The 19535-nt window shown below is 72.5% G+C and carries 15 protein-coding genes; 10 read left to right on the top strand and 5 right to left on the bottom strand.

The window, feature by feature from the left end; genetic code table 11:
• The first annotated feature begins 46 nt into the window (after positions 1 to 46).
• Positions 47 to 1396, top strand: a complete 1350-nt coding sequence (locus AB0B83_RS03880) for an FAD-binding oxidoreductase (RefSeq protein WP_357576863.1) — start codon at positions 47 to 49, stop codon at positions 1394 to 1396.
• A gap of 64 nt (positions 1397 to 1460) precedes the next feature.
• On the opposite strand, the gene AB0B83_RS03875 is transcribed toward AB0B83_RS03880, so the two are convergent.
• The gene (locus AB0B83_RS03875) at positions 1461 to 1892 is read right to left on the bottom strand and encodes a hypothetical protein (RefSeq protein WP_357576862.1); all 432 of its coding nucleotides are present in this window, start codon (positions 1890 to 1892) and stop codon (positions 1461 to 1463) included.
• A gap of 45 nt (positions 1893 to 1937) precedes the next feature.
• Positions 1938 to 4013 (bottom strand): SpoIIE family protein phosphatase, encoded by a 2076-nt coding sequence (locus AB0B83_RS03870; protein WP_357576861.1) that lies wholly within the window; start codon positions 4011 to 4013, stop codon positions 1938 to 1940.
• Between the two features lie 293 nt (positions 4014 to 4306).
• Between AB0B83_RS03870 and AB0B83_RS03865 the strand changes: the two genes are divergently transcribed.
• Positions 4307 to 8674 (top strand): HAMP domain-containing protein, encoded by a 4368-nt coding sequence (locus AB0B83_RS03865; RefSeq protein ID WP_357576860.1) that lies wholly within the window; start codon positions 4307 to 4309, stop codon positions 8672 to 8674.
• A complete protein-coding gene (locus AB0B83_RS03860) occupies positions 8671 to 9225 on the top strand; it encodes a response regulator (protein WP_151455014.1) in 555 nt (184 codons plus the stop codon). The genes AB0B83_RS03865 and AB0B83_RS03860 overlap by 4 nt, the downstream gene beginning before the upstream one ends.
• A 125-nt stretch (positions 9226 to 9350) precedes the next feature.
• Here the strand turns inward: AB0B83_RS03860 and AB0B83_RS03855 are convergent, their stop codons facing one another.
• On the bottom strand, positions 9351 to 9686 hold the full coding sequence (locus tag AB0B83_RS03855) for an STAS domain-containing protein (protein ID WP_089002478.1): 336 nt from the start codon (positions 9684 to 9686) through the stop codon (positions 9351 to 9353).
• A gap of 224 nt (positions 9687 to 9910) precedes the next feature.
• Between AB0B83_RS03855 and hemL the strand changes: the two genes are divergently transcribed.
• From hemL to AB0B83_RS03820, 7 genes are read left to right on the top strand one after another with little or no spacing between them, the layout of a single operon-like run.
• Positions 9911 to 11248, top strand: coding sequence for a glutamate-1-semialdehyde 2,1-aminomutase (gene hemL / locus AB0B83_RS03850; protein WP_357576859.1), 1338 nt, complete (start codon positions 9911 to 9913; stop codon positions 11246 to 11248).
• A 2-nt stretch (positions 11249 to 11250) separates the two neighbouring features.
• The gene (locus AB0B83_RS03845) at positions 11251 to 11898 is read left to right on the top strand and encodes a histidine phosphatase family protein (protein WP_357576858.1); all 648 of its coding nucleotides are present in this window, start codon (positions 11251 to 11253) and stop codon (positions 11896 to 11898) included.
• The gene (locus AB0B83_RS03840; RefSeq protein WP_357576857.1) at positions 11898 to 12473 is read left to right on the top strand and encodes a TlpA disulfide reductase family protein; all 576 of its coding nucleotides are present in this window, start codon (positions 11898 to 11900) and stop codon (positions 12471 to 12473) included. The genes AB0B83_RS03845 and AB0B83_RS03840 overlap by 1 nt, the downstream gene beginning before the upstream one ends.
• A complete protein-coding gene (locus AB0B83_RS03835; protein ID WP_357576856.1) occupies positions 12473 to 13339 on the top strand; it encodes a cytochrome c biogenesis protein CcdA in 867 nt (288 codons plus the stop codon). Before AB0B83_RS03840 ends, AB0B83_RS03835 begins: the two co-directional genes overlap by 1 nt.
• Positions 13339 to 15003 (top strand): cytochrome c biogenesis protein ResB, encoded by a 1665-nt coding sequence (locus tag AB0B83_RS03830; protein WP_357576855.1) that lies wholly within the window; start codon positions 13339 to 13341, stop codon positions 15001 to 15003. Before AB0B83_RS03835 ends, AB0B83_RS03830 begins: the two co-directional genes overlap by 1 nt.
• The gene (ccsB, locus tag AB0B83_RS03825) at positions 15003 to 15980 is read left to right on the top strand and encodes a c-type cytochrome biogenesis protein CcsB (RefSeq protein ID WP_357576854.1); all 978 of its coding nucleotides are present in this window, start codon (positions 15003 to 15005) and stop codon (positions 15978 to 15980) included. The genes AB0B83_RS03830 and ccsB overlap by 1 nt, the downstream gene beginning before the upstream one ends.
• Before the next feature lie 57 nt (positions 15981 to 16037).
• The gene (locus tag AB0B83_RS03820) at positions 16038 to 17519 is read left to right on the top strand and encodes an ATP-binding protein (protein ID WP_357576853.1); all 1482 of its coding nucleotides are present in this window, start codon (positions 16038 to 16040) and stop codon (positions 17517 to 17519) included.
• A 30-nt stretch (positions 17520 to 17549) separates the two neighbouring features.
• Here AB0B83_RS03820 and AB0B83_RS03815 read toward each other — a convergent pair whose 3' ends face one another.
• The gene (locus AB0B83_RS03815) at positions 17550 to 18878 is read right to left on the bottom strand and encodes a hypothetical protein (RefSeq protein WP_357576852.1); all 1329 of its coding nucleotides are present in this window, start codon (positions 18876 to 18878) and stop codon (positions 17550 to 17552) included.
• Positions 18878 to 19243: a hypothetical protein gene (locus tag AB0B83_RS03810; protein ID WP_357576851.1), complete on the bottom strand. Its 366-nt coding sequence runs from the start codon at positions 19241 to 19243 to the stop codon at positions 18878 to 18880. Before AB0B83_RS03810 ends, AB0B83_RS03815 begins: the two co-directional genes overlap by 1 nt.
• Positions 19244 to 19535 lie beyond the last annotated feature (292 nt).

Below are 19535 nucleotides of genomic sequence, written 5' to 3'. Positions count from 1 at the left end.
CGGCGACCCGCCGCCACAGCTTTCGAACATGTGTACGATGGCCGGCATGGCGGCTGCAGCGAGTTCCACCGACCGGCCCGGAGCCCTCGACATCACCCGGCGGTTGACGGAGATCTGCGGCCCGCCGTTCGCCCGCTTCGCCGGCCCGGCCGACGAGGTGGCCGGCCGCCCGGCCCGCTGGGTCGCCGTCCCGGGCGGTCCGCGCGCGGCGGCCGAGGTGCTGCGGCTCGCCGCCCGGCACGACCTGACGGTGGTGCCGCGCGGCGCCGGCACGAAGATCGACTGGGGTGCCGCCCCCGACCGGGTCGACATCATGCTCGACACCGGCCGGCTCGCCGGGATCGGGCACGAGCCGGTCGGCGCGCCCACCACCGAGGTCGGGGCGGGCACCCCGCTGCGGGCGGTGCAGGCCACTCTGGACCGCACCGGGCAGCGCCTGGCGCTCGACGCCCCCTCGCCCGGGGCCACCCTCGGCGGCGTGCTCGCCGCCGGCGAGGCGGGACCGCTGCGGCACCGCCACGGCAGCCCCTGCGACCAGCTCGTCCGGGTGCGCTACCTCGACGCCGACGGCGAGCTCGTCGACGCCGGGGGCGGCGCGGCCGGGCTGGAGCTGGCCCGGCTGCTCTGCGGCTCGCAGGGGGCGCTCGGCGTGCTGGTCTCGGCGACCCTGCGGGTGCAGGCCGTACCGGCCGGCCGGATCTGGGTCAGCCGACCGGTGTGGACCCCGCTGGAGGTGCACGACCTGGTCCGCACCGTGCTCGCCGCGCGCCTCGACCCGGCGGCGGTCGAGCTGGACCTGCCGGCCGGCGCGGGACCCCGGCCGCGCCAGGGCAGCCGGGCCTCCGCGATGTCCGCGCACCCGTCCATGGCGGGGGGCGCCGGCGGCGGCCCGGCCGGCGCCGGTCGGCTGGTGGTGCTGCTGGAGGGCGGCCCGGCCGACGTCGCCGAGCGCGCCGACCGGCTCGTCGCGCTCCTCGGCCCGGGCGCGGCCGCCAGCCACGCCGCGCCCGAGTGGTGGCGGCGCTATCCGTTCGGCCCGGGCGACACGGCGCTGCGCATCGAGGTGCCGATCGCCGACCTGCACGCCGCCGTCTACGCGCTGCGGGACGCCGCCGGCGGCCCCGTTCCGGTGCGCGGCTCCGCCGGCCTCGGCGTGGTGCACGCGGCCCTGCCCGCTGCCATGTCCCCCGACCGGGTGGCGTCGATCCTGGCCGCCGTCCGGGGCGTGCTCCTCGCCCGGCAGGGCCGGTGCGTGGTGGTCTCCGCGCCGGCGGCCGTCCGGCGGGCCGTCGACCTCTGGGGCGAGCTGGCCGGGCTGGCCCGGCTGCGCGCGGCCAAGGAGCACCTCGATCCGCACCGCCGCCTCGCCCCGGGCCGCCTCCCGGGCGGCCTCTGACCGCGCCGGCCAGCTCCCGGCGCGAGCGGGGCGGAAGGGCGGCGCGGCCGGGGTCGCGCGCGGCTCAGTCCATCCACCAGCGGTGCAGGTCGGCGCCGACCGGCGTGAAACGGCTCGCGGCCACGACCACCGCGCCCACGGTCAGGGCGAGCAACACCCGCCACGTGCGGCGGGACATGGCCGACCGGTCCCGGGCCAGCAGGACCACGGCGTGGACCGCCAGCAGCGGCCCGGCGACCAGGCCGGCGAGGTAGAGCAGCGACACCGCGCCGTACAGCCAGATGAGGGGGTTCGCTGCGCTCAGGCCGAACGGCACCAGGTCCTTCGGGTCGTACGCCCCGCTGCGCATCTCCTCGGGGCCGACCCCGGCGGCGGCCATCCGGCCGACCCAGAGCGCGAGGACGACGACGAAGGCGGCGGTGAGCGCCGACTGGGCGGCGACGGTGCTGCGCAGCAGCGGCGGGCGCTCGGCGGACGCATGGACGGTGCTCGACATGCGGTCAACCTAGCGAACCCGTCCGGCCGGCCCTGCCGCCGCTGCTCAGGTCGCGTCGTTGCGGAGCACCAGGATGGCGATGTCGTCGCGGGGCGCCTCGGCCGAGAAGCCGATCGCCGTCGAGCGGAGCCGGGCCGCGATCACGTCGGCCGGGTAGCCGGCCAGCGGGGCGGCGGCGTCGCGCAGCCGCTCGGTGCCGAACAGCTCCCGGCCGCGCCGCCGCTCGGTGACCCCGTCGGTGTAGAAGACCAGCGAGTCCCCCGGGGCGAGCGGCACCTCGGCCGTCGGGGAGGCGATCGAGTCGAGCAGGCCGAGCGCGGTGCCGCCGATGCCGACGAAACGCGCCCCGCCGCCGGCGGGCAGCAGCACCGGCCGGTCGTGGCCGGCGAGGTGCAGGGACACGTCGAGCCGGTCGCCGTCGCCGGGGCCGACCGCCGCCAGGGCCAGCGTGCAGTAGCGCCCGCCGCCCCGCTCGAGCAGCGTCTCGTTGACCCGGGCCAGCGCCTCCGGCAGCGGCTTGCCGTCGCCCACCAGCACCCGGATGACGTCGCGGACCAGGCCGGTGACCGTCGCCGCCTGCACCCCCTTGCCCGAGACGTCGCCGATCACCACCAGCCAGCGGCCGTCCGGCAGGGGCACCACGTCGTAGAAGTCGCCGCCGACGTCGACGTCGCCGCCGGTCGGGACGTACTCGGCGGCGAAGCCGATGCTCTCGACCACGGGGAGCACCGGCGGCAGCAGCGACTGCTGGAGGGTGTGCGCGACGCGCCGGCGCTCGGCGTGGATCCGGGCGTTCTCGATCGCCAGCGCCGCCCGCCGGGCGACGTCCTCCAGCACGGCGACCTCGTCCGGGTCGTGCCGGTGCCGCTGGTGCCGGCCGACGGCCAGGGTGCCCAGCCGCTGACCCCGCGCGATCAACGGGACGGCGAAGCCCTCCATCGGCGCGCCGAGCGGCATCTGGGTGCCGTTGCGGGACGCCTCGCGCAGCCGGGCCTGGACCGAGTCCGGGCCGGTCTCCGCGAGCACCTGGTGCAGCTGGGGCAGCACCGACTCGTCGGCGTGGCTGGCCGCCGCGAGGCGGAGCCGGCCCCACTCGTCGGTCGTGTGGACCGCGCACCACTGCCCGAGCCGGGGCACCACGAGCTGGGGGACGAGCGCCATGGTCAACTCGACGTCCAGCGACTGCGCGAGCAGCTCGCTCGCCTCGGCGAGGAAGGTCAGCCAGGCCTGCCGGCGGACGTCCGCCCGGCGCAGCCGGTCGTTCTCCAGGTGCAGCGAGAGCCGCTCGGCCATCAGCACGGCCAGCGGTCGCGCGTACGCCGACGGTGCCGCGTCCAGCACCAGTTCACCGGTGTACGGCCGGTGCACGGCCAGCGCCACCCGGAGCAGCTCGTTGCCGGGCCGGGGCTGGCGGCCGTACCGGGCCAGCACCTGGGTGCCCTGCCCGTCCCCCCGGTCCAGCCGCACGACCCCGCCCGCCGCGCCGACCATCTCCGCCACCCGGGTGAGCAGGCTGGTCGCGAAGTCGGGCAGCGGATCCTCGGCGTACGGGTCGGGGGTGGTCTGCATCAGCTCGCTCATGGCCCCGGCGCTCGGCGCGGAGCTCTCCGGGGTCGCCGGTGCGCCGCCTCCGGCGGTCGCCGCGCCGGGTACCCGCGCGTGCCGGGTGCCCGTGGCCGGGCCGGGCAGGTCCAGCCGGAACCACACCCCCTTGCCGGTGGGCAGGTAGGTGGTGCCCCAGCGGCTGGCGAAGTGGTCGACAAGCAGCAGCCCCCGGCCGCGCTCGGAGACCTCGTCGATGTCGGTGGCGTCGTTGCGGACCCCGACGGTCAGCTCTTCCACCGGGCCGGCGGCGAAATCGGACACGGTGACGGTGATCCCGACCGGGTCGGCGACCACCTCGACGTCCAGTTCGGTGCGGGCGTGCTCCACCGCGTTGGTGGAGAGTTCGGTGGTGAGCAGCATGGCCTCGTTGGCCAGTTGGTCCAGGTGGGCCTCGGTGAGGACGGACCGCACTAGGGCCCGCGCCGCGGCCGGCGTACGCCGGTCTGCGGGGAGCCGGACGCGCCGGACGTGCTCGTCTCGGCCCCCGGTCGCCGCGGGCCCCGCCTCCGCTGACACCCCCGTATCCTCCACCGCCACCCGTGCGGGTGCCAAGCCGATGCCCGGACGGGCGGCCCCACCCTCCCGCCTCGTCGATCATGCACTTGTGGTGGGCGATCGATGACGTTCGACCCGGTTCGTCAGGCCCCACAACTGCCTGATCGGCCCCTCAGGCGGGGCCCGGCGGGGCGGGGCCGGGGCGGTGGGAGTGGTCTGGGTCGGGCGCGTGGACGTGGCGCGGACGAGGCCACGGGCACAATGGGGGCATGGCCGGTGTCGGCAGGAGCCGGTGGCCCCGAGCTGAGCGAGGAATGATGACCACGAAACAGTCGGCGACCGTGGACCAGTCCGCGCCCGACCACGAGGCGCTCCTCGGCGAGCTGACCGAGGCGCTGCGGCGGGTGCGCGGGGGCGACCTGAAGGTGCGGCTGCCCCGCCGGGCCGGCCGCGCCGGTGAGGTCGCGGACGCCTTCAACGAGGTCGTGTCGCTCCAGGAGCAGCAGTACCTCGACCTGCGGCGGATCAGCCGGATCGTCGGCCGGGACGGCCGGCTCACCGAGCGCCTGGACGACGAGGGGCTGGACGGCTCCTGGGCGGAGGGGCAGCGGGCGGTCAACTCGCTCATCGACGACCTGGGCCGGCCGACCACCGAGATCGCCCGGGTCATCGTCGCGGTCGCCGACGGCGACCTCTCCCAGCACATGGCGCTGGAGATCGACGGCCGGCCGCTGCGCGGTGAGTACCTGCGGATCGGCCGCACGGTCAACACGATGGTCGACCAGCTCTCGTCCTTCTCGAACGAGGTCACCCGGGTCGCGCGGGAGGTGGGCACCGAGGGCAAGCTCGGCGGCCAGGCCGACGTGCGCGGCGTCGCCGGCACCTGGAAGGACCTCACCGACTCGGTGAACACCATGGCGTCGAACCTGACCGGCCAGGTGCGGTCGATCTCCCAGGTGGCGACGGCGGTGGCCAAGGGCGACCTGTCGCAGAAGATCACGGTCAGCGCGCGCGGCGAGGTCGCCGAGCTGGCCGACACGATGAACTACCTCACCGACACCCTGCGGCTCTTCGCCGAGCAGGTGACCCGGGTGGCCCGCGAGGTGGGCACCGAGGGCAAGCTCGGCGGGCAGGCCGACGTGCCGAACGTGGCCGGCACGTGGAAGGACCTGACCGACAGCGTCAACTCGATGGCGTCCAACCTGACCGCCCAGGTCCGCAACATCGCCCAGGTCTCCACGGCGGTGGCCCGGGGCGACCTGTCGCAGAAGATCACCGTGGCGGCGCAGGGCGAGATCCTGGAGCTGAAGGACACCGTGAACACGATGGTGGACCAGCTGTCGTCGTTCGCCGACGAGGTGACGCGCGTCGCGCGCGAGGTGGGCATCGAGGGCAAGCTGGGCGGCCAGGCCCAGGTGCGCGGCGTCTCCGGCACCTGGCGCGACCTCACCGAGAATGTCAACCAGCTCGCCGGCAACCTGACCAGCCAGGTGCGCAACATCTCCCAGGTCTCCACCGCCGTGGCGAAGGGCGACCTGTCGCAGAAGATCACGGTCGACGCCCAGGGCGAGATCCTGGAGCTGAAGAACACCGTGAACACGATGGTGGACCAGCTCTCGTCGTTCGCCGACGAGGTCACGCGCGTCGCGCGCGAGGTGGGCACCGAGGGCAAGCTGGGCGGTCAGGCCCAGGTGAAGGGCGTCTCGGGTACGTGGCGGGACCTGACCGACAACGTGAACTCGATGGCGTCGAACCTGACGTCGCAGGTGCGCAACATCGCCTCGGTCACCACGGCCGTGGCGAAGGGCGACCTGTCGCAGAAGATCACCGTGGACGCCCGGGGCGAGATCCTGGAGCTGAAGTCGACGGTGAACACGATGGTGGACCAGCTGTCGTCGTTCGCCGACGAGGTGACGCGGGTGGCCCGCGAGGTGGGCACCGAGGGCAAGCTGGGCGGTCAGGCCCAGGTGCGGGGCGTCGCCGGCACCTGGCGGGACCTGACCGACAACGTGAACTCGATGGCGTCGAACCTGACGGCCCAGGTGCGGAACATCGCCCAGGTCTCCACCGCCGTGGCGAAGGGTGACCTGTCGCAGAAGATCACCGTGGACGCCCGGGGCGAGATCCTGGAGCTGAAGTCGACGGTGAACACGATGGTGGACCAGCTGTCGTCGTTCGCCGACGAGGTGACGCGGGTGGCCCGCGAGGTGGGCACCGAGGGCAAGCTGGGCGGTCAGGCCCAGGTCAAGGGCGTCTCGGGTACGTGGCGGGACCTGACCGACAACGTGAACTCGATGGCGTCGAACCTGACGTCGCAGGTGCGGAACATCGCCTCGGTCACCACGGCGGTGGCGAAGGGTGACCTGTCGCAGAAGATCACGGTCGACGCCCAGGGCGAGATCCTGGAGCTGAAGTCCACGGTCAACACGATGGTCGACCAGCTGTCGTCGTTCGCCGACGAGGTGACGCGGGTGGCCCGCGAGGTGGGCACCGAGGGCAAGCTGGGCGGTCAGGCCCAGGTGAAGGGCGTCTCGGGTACGTGGCGGGACCTCACCGAGAACGTCAACCAGCTCGCCTCGACCCTCACCACCCAGCTGCGCGCCATCGCGCAGGTCTCCACCTCGGTGACCCGGGGCGACCTGACCCAGCGGATCGCGGTCAAGGCGCAGGGCGAGGTCGCCGAGCTGAAGGACAACATCAACCAGATGATCGTCACCCTCCGGGAGACGACCAAGAAGAACGCCGAGCAGGGCTGGCTCGACTCGAACCTGGCCCGGATCGGCGGCCTCCTCCAGGGGCAGCGCGACCTCGGCGAGGTCTGCCGCATGATCATGATGGAGGTGACACCGCTGGTCGACGCGCAGCTCGGCGCGTTCTTCCTGGCGGACACGTCCGAGGGCGTGATGCGGCTGCGGTTGACCGCCTCCTACGGCTACGTCGCCCGGGGGCACGAGGTCACCTTCGGCCCCGGCGAGGGGCTGGTCGGGCAGGCCGCCCTGTCCCGCCGCACCATCCGGATGGGCGGGGTGCCGGACAGCAAGCTGATGCTCCGCTCCGGGCTCGCCGAGACCCCGCCGGCCGACCTGGTCGTGCTGCCCGTGCTCTTCGAGGGCGAGCTGCTCGGGGTCATCGAGTTCGCCAGCGTGGCGGCCTTCTCCGAGCTGCACCTGTCGTTCCTGGAGCGGCTCGTGCTCACCACCGGCGTCGCCGTCAACACCATCCAGGCCAACCGGCGTACGGAGGAACTGCTCGCGCAGTCCCAGCGGCTCGCCCACGAGATGCAGGAACAGTCGGCGGAACTCCAGCGCACCAACGCCGAGCTGGAGGACAAGGCGCAGCTGCTCTCGGAGCAGAAGGGCAACATCGAGACGAAGAACCGGGAGATCGAGCTGGCCCGGCTCGGCCTGGAGGAGAAGGCCCAGCAGCTCACGCGGGCGTCGGCGTACAAGTCGGAGTTCCTGGCCAACATGAGCCACGAGCTGCGTACGCCGCTGAACTCGCTGCTGCTGCTGGCCCGGCTGCTGGCCGAGAACTCGGAGCAGAACCTCACGCCGAAGCAGATCGAGTTCGCCCGGACGATCCACGGCGCCGGCTCCGACCTGCTGTCGCTGATCGACGACATCCTGGACCTGTCCAAGATCGAGGCGGGGCGGATGGACGTCGAGCCCACCGCCGTCCGGTTCGACGAGATCCGCGGGTACGTGGAGCAGGCGTTCGCGCCGCAGGCCGAGGAGAAGGGCCTGGACTTCCAGGTACGGATCAGCAAGGACCTGCCGGAGGCGCTGGTCACCGACGCCCAGCGACTCCAGCAGATCCTGCGCAACCTGCTCTCCAACGCGGTCAAGTTCACCGACAACGGGGCGGTGACGCTGCGGATCGCGCCAGCGCCCGACAACACGGTCTTCGACGTGCCGGCCCTGACAAACGCGCAGCAGGTCATCGCGTTCACCGTGGTCGACACCGGCATCGGCATCTCCGACGACAAGCTGTCGCTGATCTTCGAGGCCTTCCAGCAGGCCGACGGCACCACCAGCCGTCGCTACGGCGGTACGGGGCTGGGGCTGTCGATCAGCCGGGACCTGGCCCGGCTGCTGGGCGGCAGCATCGTGGTGGCGTCGGCGCCCGGCCAGGGCTCGACGTTCACCCTCTTCGTACCGGACGTGCTCGCCCCGGACGCGGTGGTCGCGCCGCTGCCGCCGTCACCGGCGCGGGCCGGGCTGCCGTCCTCGCTGCTCATGCCCCCGCCGGAGCTGCCCGAGCCGGCCTCCACGCCGGCCACCCGGCGGCTGGAGGGCACCACCGTGCTGATCGTCGACGACGACGTCCGGAACGTCTTCGCGCTGACCAGCGCGTTGGAACTGCACGGCCTGACCGTGTTGTACTCGGACAACGGGGCGGACGGCGTCCGCCTGCTGGCCGAGCATCCGGAGGTGGACATCGTCCTGATGGATGCGATGATGCCCGATCAGGACGGTTACGAGACGACCCGACAAATCAGGCGCAACCACCGGTTCGCCGACCTGCCGATCGTCTTCCTGACCGCCAAGGCCATGCCCGGCGACCGCGAGTCGGCGCTGGCGGCCGGGGGAAGTGACTACATCACCAAGCCCGTCGACCTGGACGAGTTGATCGAACTCATGTCGTCCTGGATCAGCGGCAGCCGAACCGAGGAGAGTTCGTGACCCAGATGGCAAAGGCGCTGCTGGTGGACGACCGCCGGGAGAACCTGATGGCACTGGAGGCGATTCTCCAGGGCCTGCCGGTCCAGTCCGTCGCCGTCGAGAGCGGCGAGGCGGCCCTGAAGCAGCTGCTGGTCGACGACTTCGCGGTGATCCTGCTGGACGCCCAGATGCCGGACATGGACGGCTTCGAGACGGCCAGCCACATCAAGCGCCGCGAGCGTACGCGGCACGTGCCGATCATCTTCCTCACCGCCGCCGACCGGGACGCCCAGCTCGCGCTGCGCGGTTACGCGGTCGGCGCGGTCGACTACCTGACCAAGCCGTTCGACCCGTGGGTGCTGCGGGCCAAGGTGTCGGTCTTCGTCGAGCTGTGGGTGAAGACCCGGCAGCTCGCCGCCCAGTCGGATCTGGTGCGGGACCGCGACGCGCAGCTGCGGGTGCTGACCGACGCGGTCGACGAGGCCACCGCGATGCTGCGCCTCGACGATCAGGATTCCCGCGACCGCGCGGTGCAGCTCCTGGAACAGGCCCGCTGGGGCAACACCCCCTGACCCAGGCATCGGAACTACGCCGGGCGAGCTGAGGTGCGCAGGCGAGATCTTGGTAGCTGGCGGCCCCCTGAGGGGCCGTAACTCGCCAAGATCGCGCCGCCGCGCCACAGCGGGCGGGCGGAAAGTCAGCCCGTGGTCTGGTCGTTGCGGATCATCAGGGCGCTGCGCAGGCCGGTGATGTCCAGGACGCGGAGCAGGAAGTCGCCGACGTTGGTCAGGATCAGCAGGCTCTGCGCGTGGCTGGCCTTGCGGCTGAGTACGACGAGGGTGCCCAGGCCCTGTGAGTCGCAGAAGGTGACCCCGCCGAGGTCGAGCACGATGCGCGGCGGCGGCTCGGCGAGGACCTCGTTGACGACGGTCGACAGCTGGGCGGCCGTGAGCATGTCGATCTCACCGGCCAGGCGAAGCACAGCTTCGTCGCCCGTCCGGTGTAGCGTGATGGACAGTTCGGCACGATCCACCGGGTCAGCCTAGCGCGATCCGGGCCACCCGGCCCGTCGAGCGGTGGCGACCGAGCCGGCCGGGCGCGGCGACCGCGCTCCCGAGGAGGTCGGGAACGGGGACGTCCCGCGCCGCGGACGTGACGCCGCCGGGACGGCGGTGAGGGCCGACCCGGGTGAGCCTGGTAACCCCGGTACGGGGTGCCTGCCGATTCGCCGCCCGACGCTGACACAATGGCGGCATCGTGACCGATATGTTTCCCGCCGGATCCGGCCGCTACCCGGCCGAAGCACCGGCCTCCGAGGCCCTGTTCGACCGCGCCAAGGCCATCGTGCCCGGCGGGGTGAACTCTCCCGTGCGCGCGTTCCGTGCCGTCGGCGGCACGCCGCGCTTCATGGTCCGGGGGGAGGGGCCCTGGCTCTACGACGCCGACGACCGGCGCTACGTCGACCTGGTCTCCTCCTGGGGCCCGCTGATCCTCGGCCACGCGCACCCGGAGGTCGTGGACGCGATCCGGTCGGCCGCGACCCGGGGCACCAGCTTCGGCACCCCGACCCCGGGCGAGGTCGAGCTGGCCGCCGAGATCGTCGACCGCACGCCGGTCGAGCAGGTCCGGCTGGTCAACTCCGGCACCGAGGCCACCATGTCGGCGATCCGGCTGGCACGCGGCTTCACCGGCCGCCCCCGGATCATCAAGTTCTCCGGCTGCTACCACGGGCACTCCGACGGCCTGCTGGCCGCCGCCGGCTCGGGGGTGGCCACCCTCGGCCTGCCCGACTCGCCCGGGGTGACCGGGGCGGCGGCGGGCGACACGATCGTGCTGCCGTACAACGACGTCGCCGCCGTGGAGCAGGCGTTCGCCGCCGAGGGCCAGCACATCGCCGCGATCATCACCGAGGCCGCCGCCGGCAACATGGGCGTGGTCGCCCCGCGCGACGGCTTCAACTCCCAGCTCGCCCGGATCGCGCACGCGCACGGGGCGCTGCTCATCGTCGACGAGGTGATGACCGGGTTCCGGGTCTCCCGCGCCGGCTGGCACGGCCTCGACCCCTCCGACGCCGACCTGTGGACGTACGGCAAGGTCATGGGTGGTGGGCTGCCCGCCGCGGCGTTCGGCGGGCGCGCGGAGATCATGGAGCGACTGGCCCCCGCCGGCCCGGTCTACCAGGCCGGCACCCTCTCCGGTAACCCGCTGGCCTGCGCCGCCGGCCTGGCCACCCTGCGGCTGGCCGACGACGCGCTCTACCGCAAGCTCGACGACACGGCCGCCGTCGTGGGCAGGCTCGCCGCGGACGCGCTCGCCGCCGCCGGGGTCCCGCACCGGCTGTCGTACGCGGGAAACATGTTCTCGGTCTTCTTCACCGACGCCGACGTGGTCGACTACGACAGCGCCCGCACCCAGCAGGTGCCGGCGTTCAAGGCGTTCTTCCACGCGATGCTCGCGGGCGGCGTCTACCTGCCGCCGAGCGCGTTCGAGGCGTGGTTCGTGTCTGCGGCGCTGGACGACGCCGCTCTGGAGCAGATCGCCGCAGCCCTGCCGGTGGCGGCCAACGCTGCGGCAGCGGCAGATCACGGGGGGTAGCGGTGAGCAAGACGGTGGTCCACGTGCTGCGGCACGGCGAGGTACACAACCCGGACGGCATCCTCTACGGCCGGCTGCCGGGCTTCCGGCTCTCCGAGCTCGGCGTGCAGATGGCCAAGGCCGCCGCGCAGGGGCTGGCCGAGCGGGAGGTCGTGCACGTGGTGGCCAGCCCGCTGGAGCGCGCCCAGCAGACGGCCGAGCCGATCGCCGCGCAGTTCGGGCTGCCGGTCGGCGCGGACGAGCGGCTCATCGAGAGCGCCAACTGGTTCGAGGGCAAGAAGGTCTCGCCCGGCGACGGCTCGTTCCGCGACCCGCGTAACTGGTGGGTGCTGCGGGACCCGGTCACCCCGTCCTGGGGCGAGGCCTACCGGGCCATCGCGGAGCGGATGTTCGCCGCCCTGAACGCCGCCCGGGTGGCGGCCGAGGGGCGCGAGGCCGTGCTGGTCTCCCACCAGCTGCCGATCTGGACGCTGCGCCGCCACGTCGAGCGCAAGCGGCTCTGGCACGACCCGCGCAAGCGCCAGTGCGGGCTGGCCAGCCTCACCTCCTTCCACTTCGACGGCGCCAAGGTGGTCGGCATCGGCTACTCCGAGCCGGCCGCGCACCTGATCGCGATGTCGCCGACAGCCAGGACGGCCAAGGGGGCCTGATGAACGCCCGGAGGTTGACCGCGGGTCTGCTCGCCGCCGTCGTGTCGGTGGCACTGGCCGGCTGCTCGTCGCGCGACGGCGAGGAGGCGTGCGACAACTCCGGCGGCATCATCGAGTGCGCCCCCGACCAGCGCTCGGCCGCCCCGAAGCTCGCCGGTGAGCTGCTCACCGGCGGCAGCCACGACGTGGCGAGGGACCGCGGCCAGGTCGTGGTGGTCAACTTCTGGGGCTCGTGGTGCGCGCCGTGCCGGGCGGAGGCGGACGACCTGGAGAACACGTACCAGGCCACGAAGGGCTCCGGGGTGACGTTCCTGGGCATCAACATCCAGGACCAGCGGGACAAGGCGCTCGCCTTCGAGGAGAGCTTCAAGGTCACCTACCCGAGCCTCTTCGACCCGCCGAGCCGGCTGGCGCTGGCCCTGGACATCCCGCCGAACACCATCCCGGCCACCGTCGTGCTGGACCGGGACGGCCGGATCGCCGTGGTGATCCGCGCGGCGGTGAAGCAGGAGGGCCTCCAGCCCATCGTCGAGCGGATCGCGGCCGAGAAACCCGCGCCCAACGGTTCCCGCTGATGGGCGAGACGTTCTCGGAACTCGCCCAGTCGGGTCCGCTGCTGCTCGCCATCGGCGCGGCGGCGCTCGCGGGGCTGGTCAGCTTCCTCTCCCCGTGCGTGCTGCCGCTGGTGCCGGGCTACCTGTCGTACGTCACCGGCCTCGCCGGCGCCGACCTCGAAACCCGGCGCCCGCAGGTCAGGAAGGGCCCCCCGTCAACGGATCCGGTAGCGGAAGGGTCCCTTCCTGACACCGAGGGCGGGGGCGGGGTGGCGGTGCGGGAGCGCACCGAGCCGACGAGGGCCGCGGTCAAGGGCCGGGTGCTCGCCGGCACGCTGCTCTTCATCGCCGGCTTCACCGTCGTCTTCACCGCCACCGCGATCCTCTTCGCCAGCGTCGGCCGGGTCTTCTTCGAGTACGAGCGGACGCTGGAGATCGTCATTGGCGCGCTGATCGTCGTGCTCGGCCTGAGCTACGTGGGGCTGGTTCCGGGGTTGCAGCGGGAGTTCCGGATCCAGCGACTGCCCGCCGCCGGGCTGCTCGGCGCGCCGGTCTTCGGCGCGGTCTTCGCGCTCAGCTGGGTGCCCTGCGCCGGCCCGACGATCGGCGCGGTGTTGGGCATGGCCGGCGTCGGCGGGCAGACCGACCGGGCCGTGGTGCTCGCCCTGGCGTACTGCCTGGGGCTGGGGGTGCCGTTCGTCGTCTTCGGGCTGGGCTTCGAGCGGCTGCTCGGGGTGTTCCGGGCGGTCCGGCGCAACAGCCGCTGGGTCACCCGGGTGGGCGGGGCGCTGCTGATCCTGATCGGCCTCGCGCTGGTCACCGGCGGCTGGACGAACTTCGTGATCTGGTTGCAGACCACCGTCGGGGCGGGCGAGGTGAGCATCTGATGACCGCCGTCGACGAGCGGCCGGCACCGCCGGCCGAGGCTCCCCGGCGCCGGCCCAACCGCCTGCTGGCCCTGCTGCGCAACTCGTGGCGGCAGCTCACCAGCATGCGTACGGCCCTGGTGTTGCTCTTCCTGCTCGCGGTGGCCGCCATTCCCGGCTCGGTGCTGCCGCAGCGCGGGGTCAACCCGGAGGACGTGCGGGACTACTTCACCGCGCACCCCGACCTGGCCCCGGTGCTGGACCGGATCGGCGCCTTCGAGGCGTTCGGCTCGGTCTGGTTCTCCGCGATCTACCTGCTGCTCTTCACCTCGCTGATCGGCTGCATCACGCCCCGGCTGCGCGACCACGTGCGGGCGCTGCGGTCGAAGCCGCCGACCGCGCCGAGGCGGCTGGACCGGCTGCCGCAGCACACCGTGCTGGCCGCGCCCGAGGGGGGCGCGGCGGCGATCGCGGAGGTGCTGCGCCGGCGGCGCTGGCGGGTGGTGGTCCGCGGCGACGAGGTCTCCGCCGAGAAGGGCTACCTCAAGGAGACCGGCAACCTGCTCTTCCACAGCTCGTTGGTGCTCGTGCTGGTCGGCGTCGCGCTCGGCTCCTGGTACGGCTGGAGCGGCAACAAGCTGCTGGTGGCCGGCAAGGACAACGCGTTCTGCAACACCCGCCAGCAGTACGCCGAGAGCAAGCTCGGCCCCCGCGTCAGCAGCGCCGACCTGCCGGGCTTCTGCATCCAACTCGACGACTTCGACGCCCGGTTCCTGGAGTCCGGTCAGCCTGACTTCTACGAGGCCAGGGTGACCGTGGACGAGGCCGGCGGCGAGCGGCGGCCGGCCGGATTCTCGGTCAATTCCCCGCTGCGCCTCGACGGCGCGAACGTCTACCTGCTGGGCCACGGCTATGCCCCGGTGATCCGCTACACCGACCGGTTCGGCAAGAGCCAGACCAGCAATTTCCCGTTCCTGACGACCGGCGACATCGGCCTGACCAGCGAGGGGCTGGCGGCGTTCCCGGACATCAACGTGGATCCGGCCACGGGTGAGCGGGATGCGAACACGCAGATGGCCTTCTCCGGGCTCTACCTGCCGACCGCGCCGGCCGCCGCGCCCTTCGCCCGCTCCGAGTACCCCACCGAGCGGAATCCGGCGCTGAACCTCGTCGCCTACCAGGGCAACCTGGGCATGGACGCCGGCATCCCCGGCTCGGTCTACAAGCTGGATCAGCGGCAGGTGGATGCCGGCAAGGTCAAGGAGGTCGGCACCAAGCTGCTCCGCAAGGGGGAGACCTGGAAGCTGGACGACGGCACCACGCTCGAGTTCCTGGGCACCGTGCCGTACATCACGCTGTCGGTCCGCTACGACCCCGGCTCGACGCTGCTGCTGGTCAGCTCCGCCGTCCTGCTGGTCGGGCTGATGGGTTCGCTGTTCGGGCGGCGTCGCCGGGTCTTCTTCCGGGTGCTGCCGGCGGGTGCCGCCGACCCCACGAGTGGATCTCCGACGAGCGGTAGTAGTTTGGTCGAGGCCGGTGGCCTGCCGCGCACCGACCATCCCGGGTTCGCCGACGAGTTCGCGCAGCTCGTGGCCGCAGTCGGCGGCGACGGGCGGTCGGACGAGGAGGCCGGTGTCGACCGCGACGGCGGCGACCGGGCCGGAGCGCGAGAAGGAGCCGAGTGATGTCCGCACTCTCCGACCAGCTGGTGTCGTTCGCGATCCTGGCGTACCTGATCGCGATGATCAGCCACGCCGTCGAGTACGCGCTGGGCAACTCCCGCGCCCGGGTCGCCGCGGCACCCGCCCGCGAGCTGGTCGGCGCCGGCGTCGGCGCGGCCGGGGGCAGCACCCCCGCCGCACCCGCCGACACCGGCGCGGCGGCGGCCGAGCGTACGGCCCGACGCGCCCGGCTGGGCGGCCTGGTCGCCGTCGCGGCCACCGCGCTCGGGGCGCTGCTGCACCTCGGGGCGCTGGTCACGCGCGGTCTCGCCGCGGACCGGATGCCCTGGGGCAACATGTACGAGTTCGTGCTCACGGGCACCTGGATCGGGGTCGCCGCCTGGCTGGTGGTGCTCTGGAAGCGGCCGCAGCTGCGCCGCCTCGGGCTGTTCATGTCGCTGGTGATGGTGCTGCTGGTGGCGACCGCCGAGCTGGTGCTCTACACCCCGATCGTGCCGCTGGTGCCGGCGCTCAACTCGTACTGGTTCGTCATCCACGTCTCGACGATCGTCTTCGCCTCCGGCATCTTCCTGCTGGGCGCGGTGCCGGCGGTGGCGTTCCTGATGCGCTCCGGCTACGAGCAGGGTCGGCGCAGCTTCCCGTACACCCTGGCGAAGCGGCTGCCGGCGGCGGCGGCGCTGGAGCGGCTGACCTTCGTGCTGCACGCCTTCGCGTTCCCGGTCTTCACCTTCGCGGTGATCGCCGGGGCGATCTGGGCCGAGGCGGCCTGGGGGCGGCCGTGGGGCTGGGACCCGAAGGAGACCTGGTCGTTCATCTCCTGGGTGATCTACGCCGGCTACCTGCACGCGCGGGCCACCCCGAGCGTGAAGCGGAACGTCGCGACCTGGCTCGCCGTCGTCGGCTTCCTCACCATGCTGATGAACCTCTTCGGCGTGAACATCTTCTTCGAGGGCCTGCACTCCTACGGCGGCCTGGACTGAGCCAGCCTTGCAAGACGTATAACCGCACTTATTATAAGTGTAGTTATACTTCCTGCTGTGCACCTGACGAAGCCGCCCGGGATCTTCGACCGCGACGTCGAGTGGGCTGAGCTGGCCCGCTTCGCCGCCGACGGCCGTCCGGGCGCGACCCTGGGCGTCGTGAGCGGCCGCCGCCGTCAGGGCAAGACCCTGCTGCTGTACGAGCTGGCCCGCGCCACGGGCGGCTTCTACTTCGGGGCGACCGAGGCGACGCAGGCGGACTCGTTGCGGCGTCTGGGCGAGGCGCTCGGTCGGCACGTGGGCGCTCCCGGGCCGGTGCACCTCGCGGACTGGGCGAGCGCGGTCGACGCACTGCTGGCCCTCGGCCGGGACCGGCCGGTCACAGTGGTGGTCGACGAGTTCCCCTACCTGGCTCGGGCGAGCCGGGACCTGCCGTCGGTGATCCAGCACGCGCTCACCCCCGGCCGTGCCGAGCGCACCGCCTCCCGTACCCGTCTCCTGCTGTGTGGTTCGGCGCTCTCGTTCATGGGTGGGCTGCTGGCCGGCTCCGCGCCGCTGCGCGGGCGAGCCGGGCTGGAGCTGCCCGTCGCGCCTCTGGACTACCGGGCCGCCGCGGCGTTCTGGGGATTCGACGATCCGTTGCTCGCCGCCCAGGTGTTCGCCATCGTCGGAGGCACGCCGGCCTACCGACGCGAGTACGTGCAGGACGACACGCCCGACGGGCCGGACGACTTCGACGACTGGGTCGCGCGGGCGGTCCTCAATCCCGCCCGCCCGCTGTTCCGCGAGGCGCGCTACCTGCTCGCCGAGGATCCGGACCTCCGGGACACGGCCCTCTACCACTCGGTGCTGTCGGCGGTCGCCGAAGGCAACGGCACCCGTGGCGGCATCGCGGGTTTCATCGGTCGGAAGAGCACCGATCTGCACCACCCTCTCACCGTGCTCGAGGACGCCGGTCTCCTGGTACGCGAGCCGGACCCTCTGCGCAGCGGCCGCAGCCGCTATCGCATCGCCGAACCGCTGATCACCTTCTACCAGGCCGTCATGCGTCCGGCCTGGACCGCGTTGGAGCAGCGACGCGGCGCGGACGTCTGGCGGCGCTCCCAGCCCCGGTATGCCAGCGCGGTGCTCGGACCGGCGTTCGAGGAGATCGTCCGGCAGTGGGCGTTGCGGTTCGCCGACCAGGAGACGTTGGGCGGCCCGGTTGCCGAGGTGAGCGCGGCGGTCCTCACCGATCCGGCCAGCCGGAGCAGCCACGAACTCGACCTCGTCGCCCTCGGCGAGTCGCCGCTCGGGGACGGTCCGCGTCCCCTGCTCGCCATCGGCGAAGTCAAGTGGGGCCGGCTGCTGGGCCGGCCCCACCTGGATCGACTACAGCGGGCGCGCGAGCTGCTCGTCGCCCGCCCCGGGCTCGACGCGCGCGGTGCGCGGCTGCTGCTGGCCAGCGCCGAGGGGTTCACCGCCGAACTGCGGCAGCTCGCCGCCCACCGACCCGATGTGGTCCTGGTCGATCCTGACCGGCTCTACTCCGGCGCGTAGGCGCGAGACCGAGCAGCCGCGACCGGGCGGTCAGGCCGCGTCGTCCAACTGCCGCCGGACGAGCCGTTCGGTGGCGGTGGCCCCCGTGGGCTGCAACCCGGCGCCGGCGTTCTGCGCCTGGACGTCGATGGTCACCGCGATCCGGTCCGTACCCGCAATGATCATCTCGAAGATCTTGGCGAACCGTACCTCCATCTCCTTGCCGTCGTCGCCGGTCATCACCAGTCGGCTGCCGTGCGTCGCCTCGTGCAACTGCCGCATTCGTAGGCCGGTGATGTCCTTGTAGCGGAAGTCGAAGGCGTCGGCGTTCGACACGATGCACTTGACGAAGTCCCACTCGCAGGAGAAGACCGAGATGCGGGTCTGTCCGAGCAGCAGGATGACGAACTTGTACCGCGAGAACCGACGGATGCCGTCCTTTCCCACCGCCTGTTCGGTGGGCGAGGCGGGACCGATGACGAGTTGCGGCTCGCAGATCAGATCGTCCAGTTCGCGGTCGAGGTGCCGCAGGGCGTGGTCGAGAACTCCGAACTTGTCGAAGTGCAGCCACACGTCCATCTGCTCGTCGCTCGGCTTCGGCTCGGCCGCCGCCAGGTCACGCTCGTACGCCGACGTGAGCGCGTTGTACTGGCCGAATCCCTTGACCAGCAGGACGAGGCCGCCCACACCCACGAGCACCGCGAGGCAGAGGTAACCCGACTCCGACAACGACGCGATCACGAGGATCAGTGCGAGGACCAACCCGATGCCACCGGCGACCATCATGGCCTGCGCCCCACCGGTCGCGGGTGGCACGGGCGTACGGACGAAGTACTTGCGTACGTTCGGCTTGCGTTCCTCGATGCCGGCCTGCGCCACGGCGACGGTGGCCTGCCACAGCCGGTTCTCGCGGTTGCCGAGGAAGGGGGCGATCTCGGCCGCGTGCACCGGGTCGATGTCGCCGGCTCCGGCCTCGATGTCGGCGACGGACGGGCCGGGGTCGTGGCGGTCGGCGTAGTGGTCGCGCTTGACGGCCGCCCAGAGGGCGCGGACGTGCGCCGCGGCGGGGTCGATCTGGAGTGCCCTGCCCAGGTGCTCCTCCACCCGGGTCATCACCTGCTGCGCCTCGCGGCCCATCCGGCTGGGCCGTCTGCCGCCGAGGAGCGCGAGAGCCAGGTAGTAGTGCGGGTCGGAGCCCTTCGCCCCCTTGGCGATCGCCTCGGTGAAGTATTCGGCCGCCCTCTTGTACAGCCGTTCGGCGACGGCTCGCCGCCCGTAGGCCATCAGCTGCTGCGGCCCGTCGGACTTGTTGATGTGCACGTTGTCGGCGTTGATCTGGGCGCCGAAGACGCGCTGGCCGTGCTGGTCGAAGGTGGTCATCAGGAAGCCCCGCCCAACGAGTTCCAGATGGTCGCCATCGCCCCGCCGATCACCGCCAGCGGCGCCGCCGCCTGCAGCACCTCGATGGCCCGCCGCAGCCGTCGCGAGGCCTCGCGTTGGTCGTCGCGGGTCAGGCTCCGGCGGGCGCCGTGCAGGTCGTCGACGACGGTGCGGCCGACCTGCGGGTCGAGGGCGCCGCTGGCCGTGGCCTGTTCCACCGCCCTCAGGACGGCCTCCAGCCGAGGGACGAGTTCCGTCTGGCCGGCGTTGTCGGGCAGACGTTCGAAGGTGCTGTTCCGCAGATCGATGGTTTCGGCGTTGAACTGCCGATCCACGCGCTGGTTCTGCTGATTGAAGGTGGCCATAGCCAACCGTCACCCCCATCTCCGATGGAAAATGTTTCGGATGGTGGTGACGGAACCATTGGAATTGTCTGCGGGCAATGTCGGAAGATTTACGTCCCCGCGCGGATCCGGCGGGGCCCGACTGAACGGCGGACAATTCCGCATGGACGGTGCTGGCCGCGTTCGCACGCGGTGTGTTAGCGGGTGACCGAAAGGCCTATGACCGGCTCGGACGTCCCGGGAAAGGCGCCTGTCGGCGGGTGGGCCGGGTCGGTCCGCGGGGCCGCGCGGCGCGCACCGTTCGGGCTTCGAC

Origin of the sequence: Micromonospora sp. NPDC049060 (assembly GCF_040649055.1) — a bacterium.
GTDB classification, from domain to species: domain Bacteria; phylum Actinomycetota; class Actinomycetes; order Mycobacteriales; family Micromonosporaceae; genus Micromonospora; species Micromonospora reichwaldensis.
This window is presented reverse-complemented; position numbering and strand designations above follow the sequence as displayed.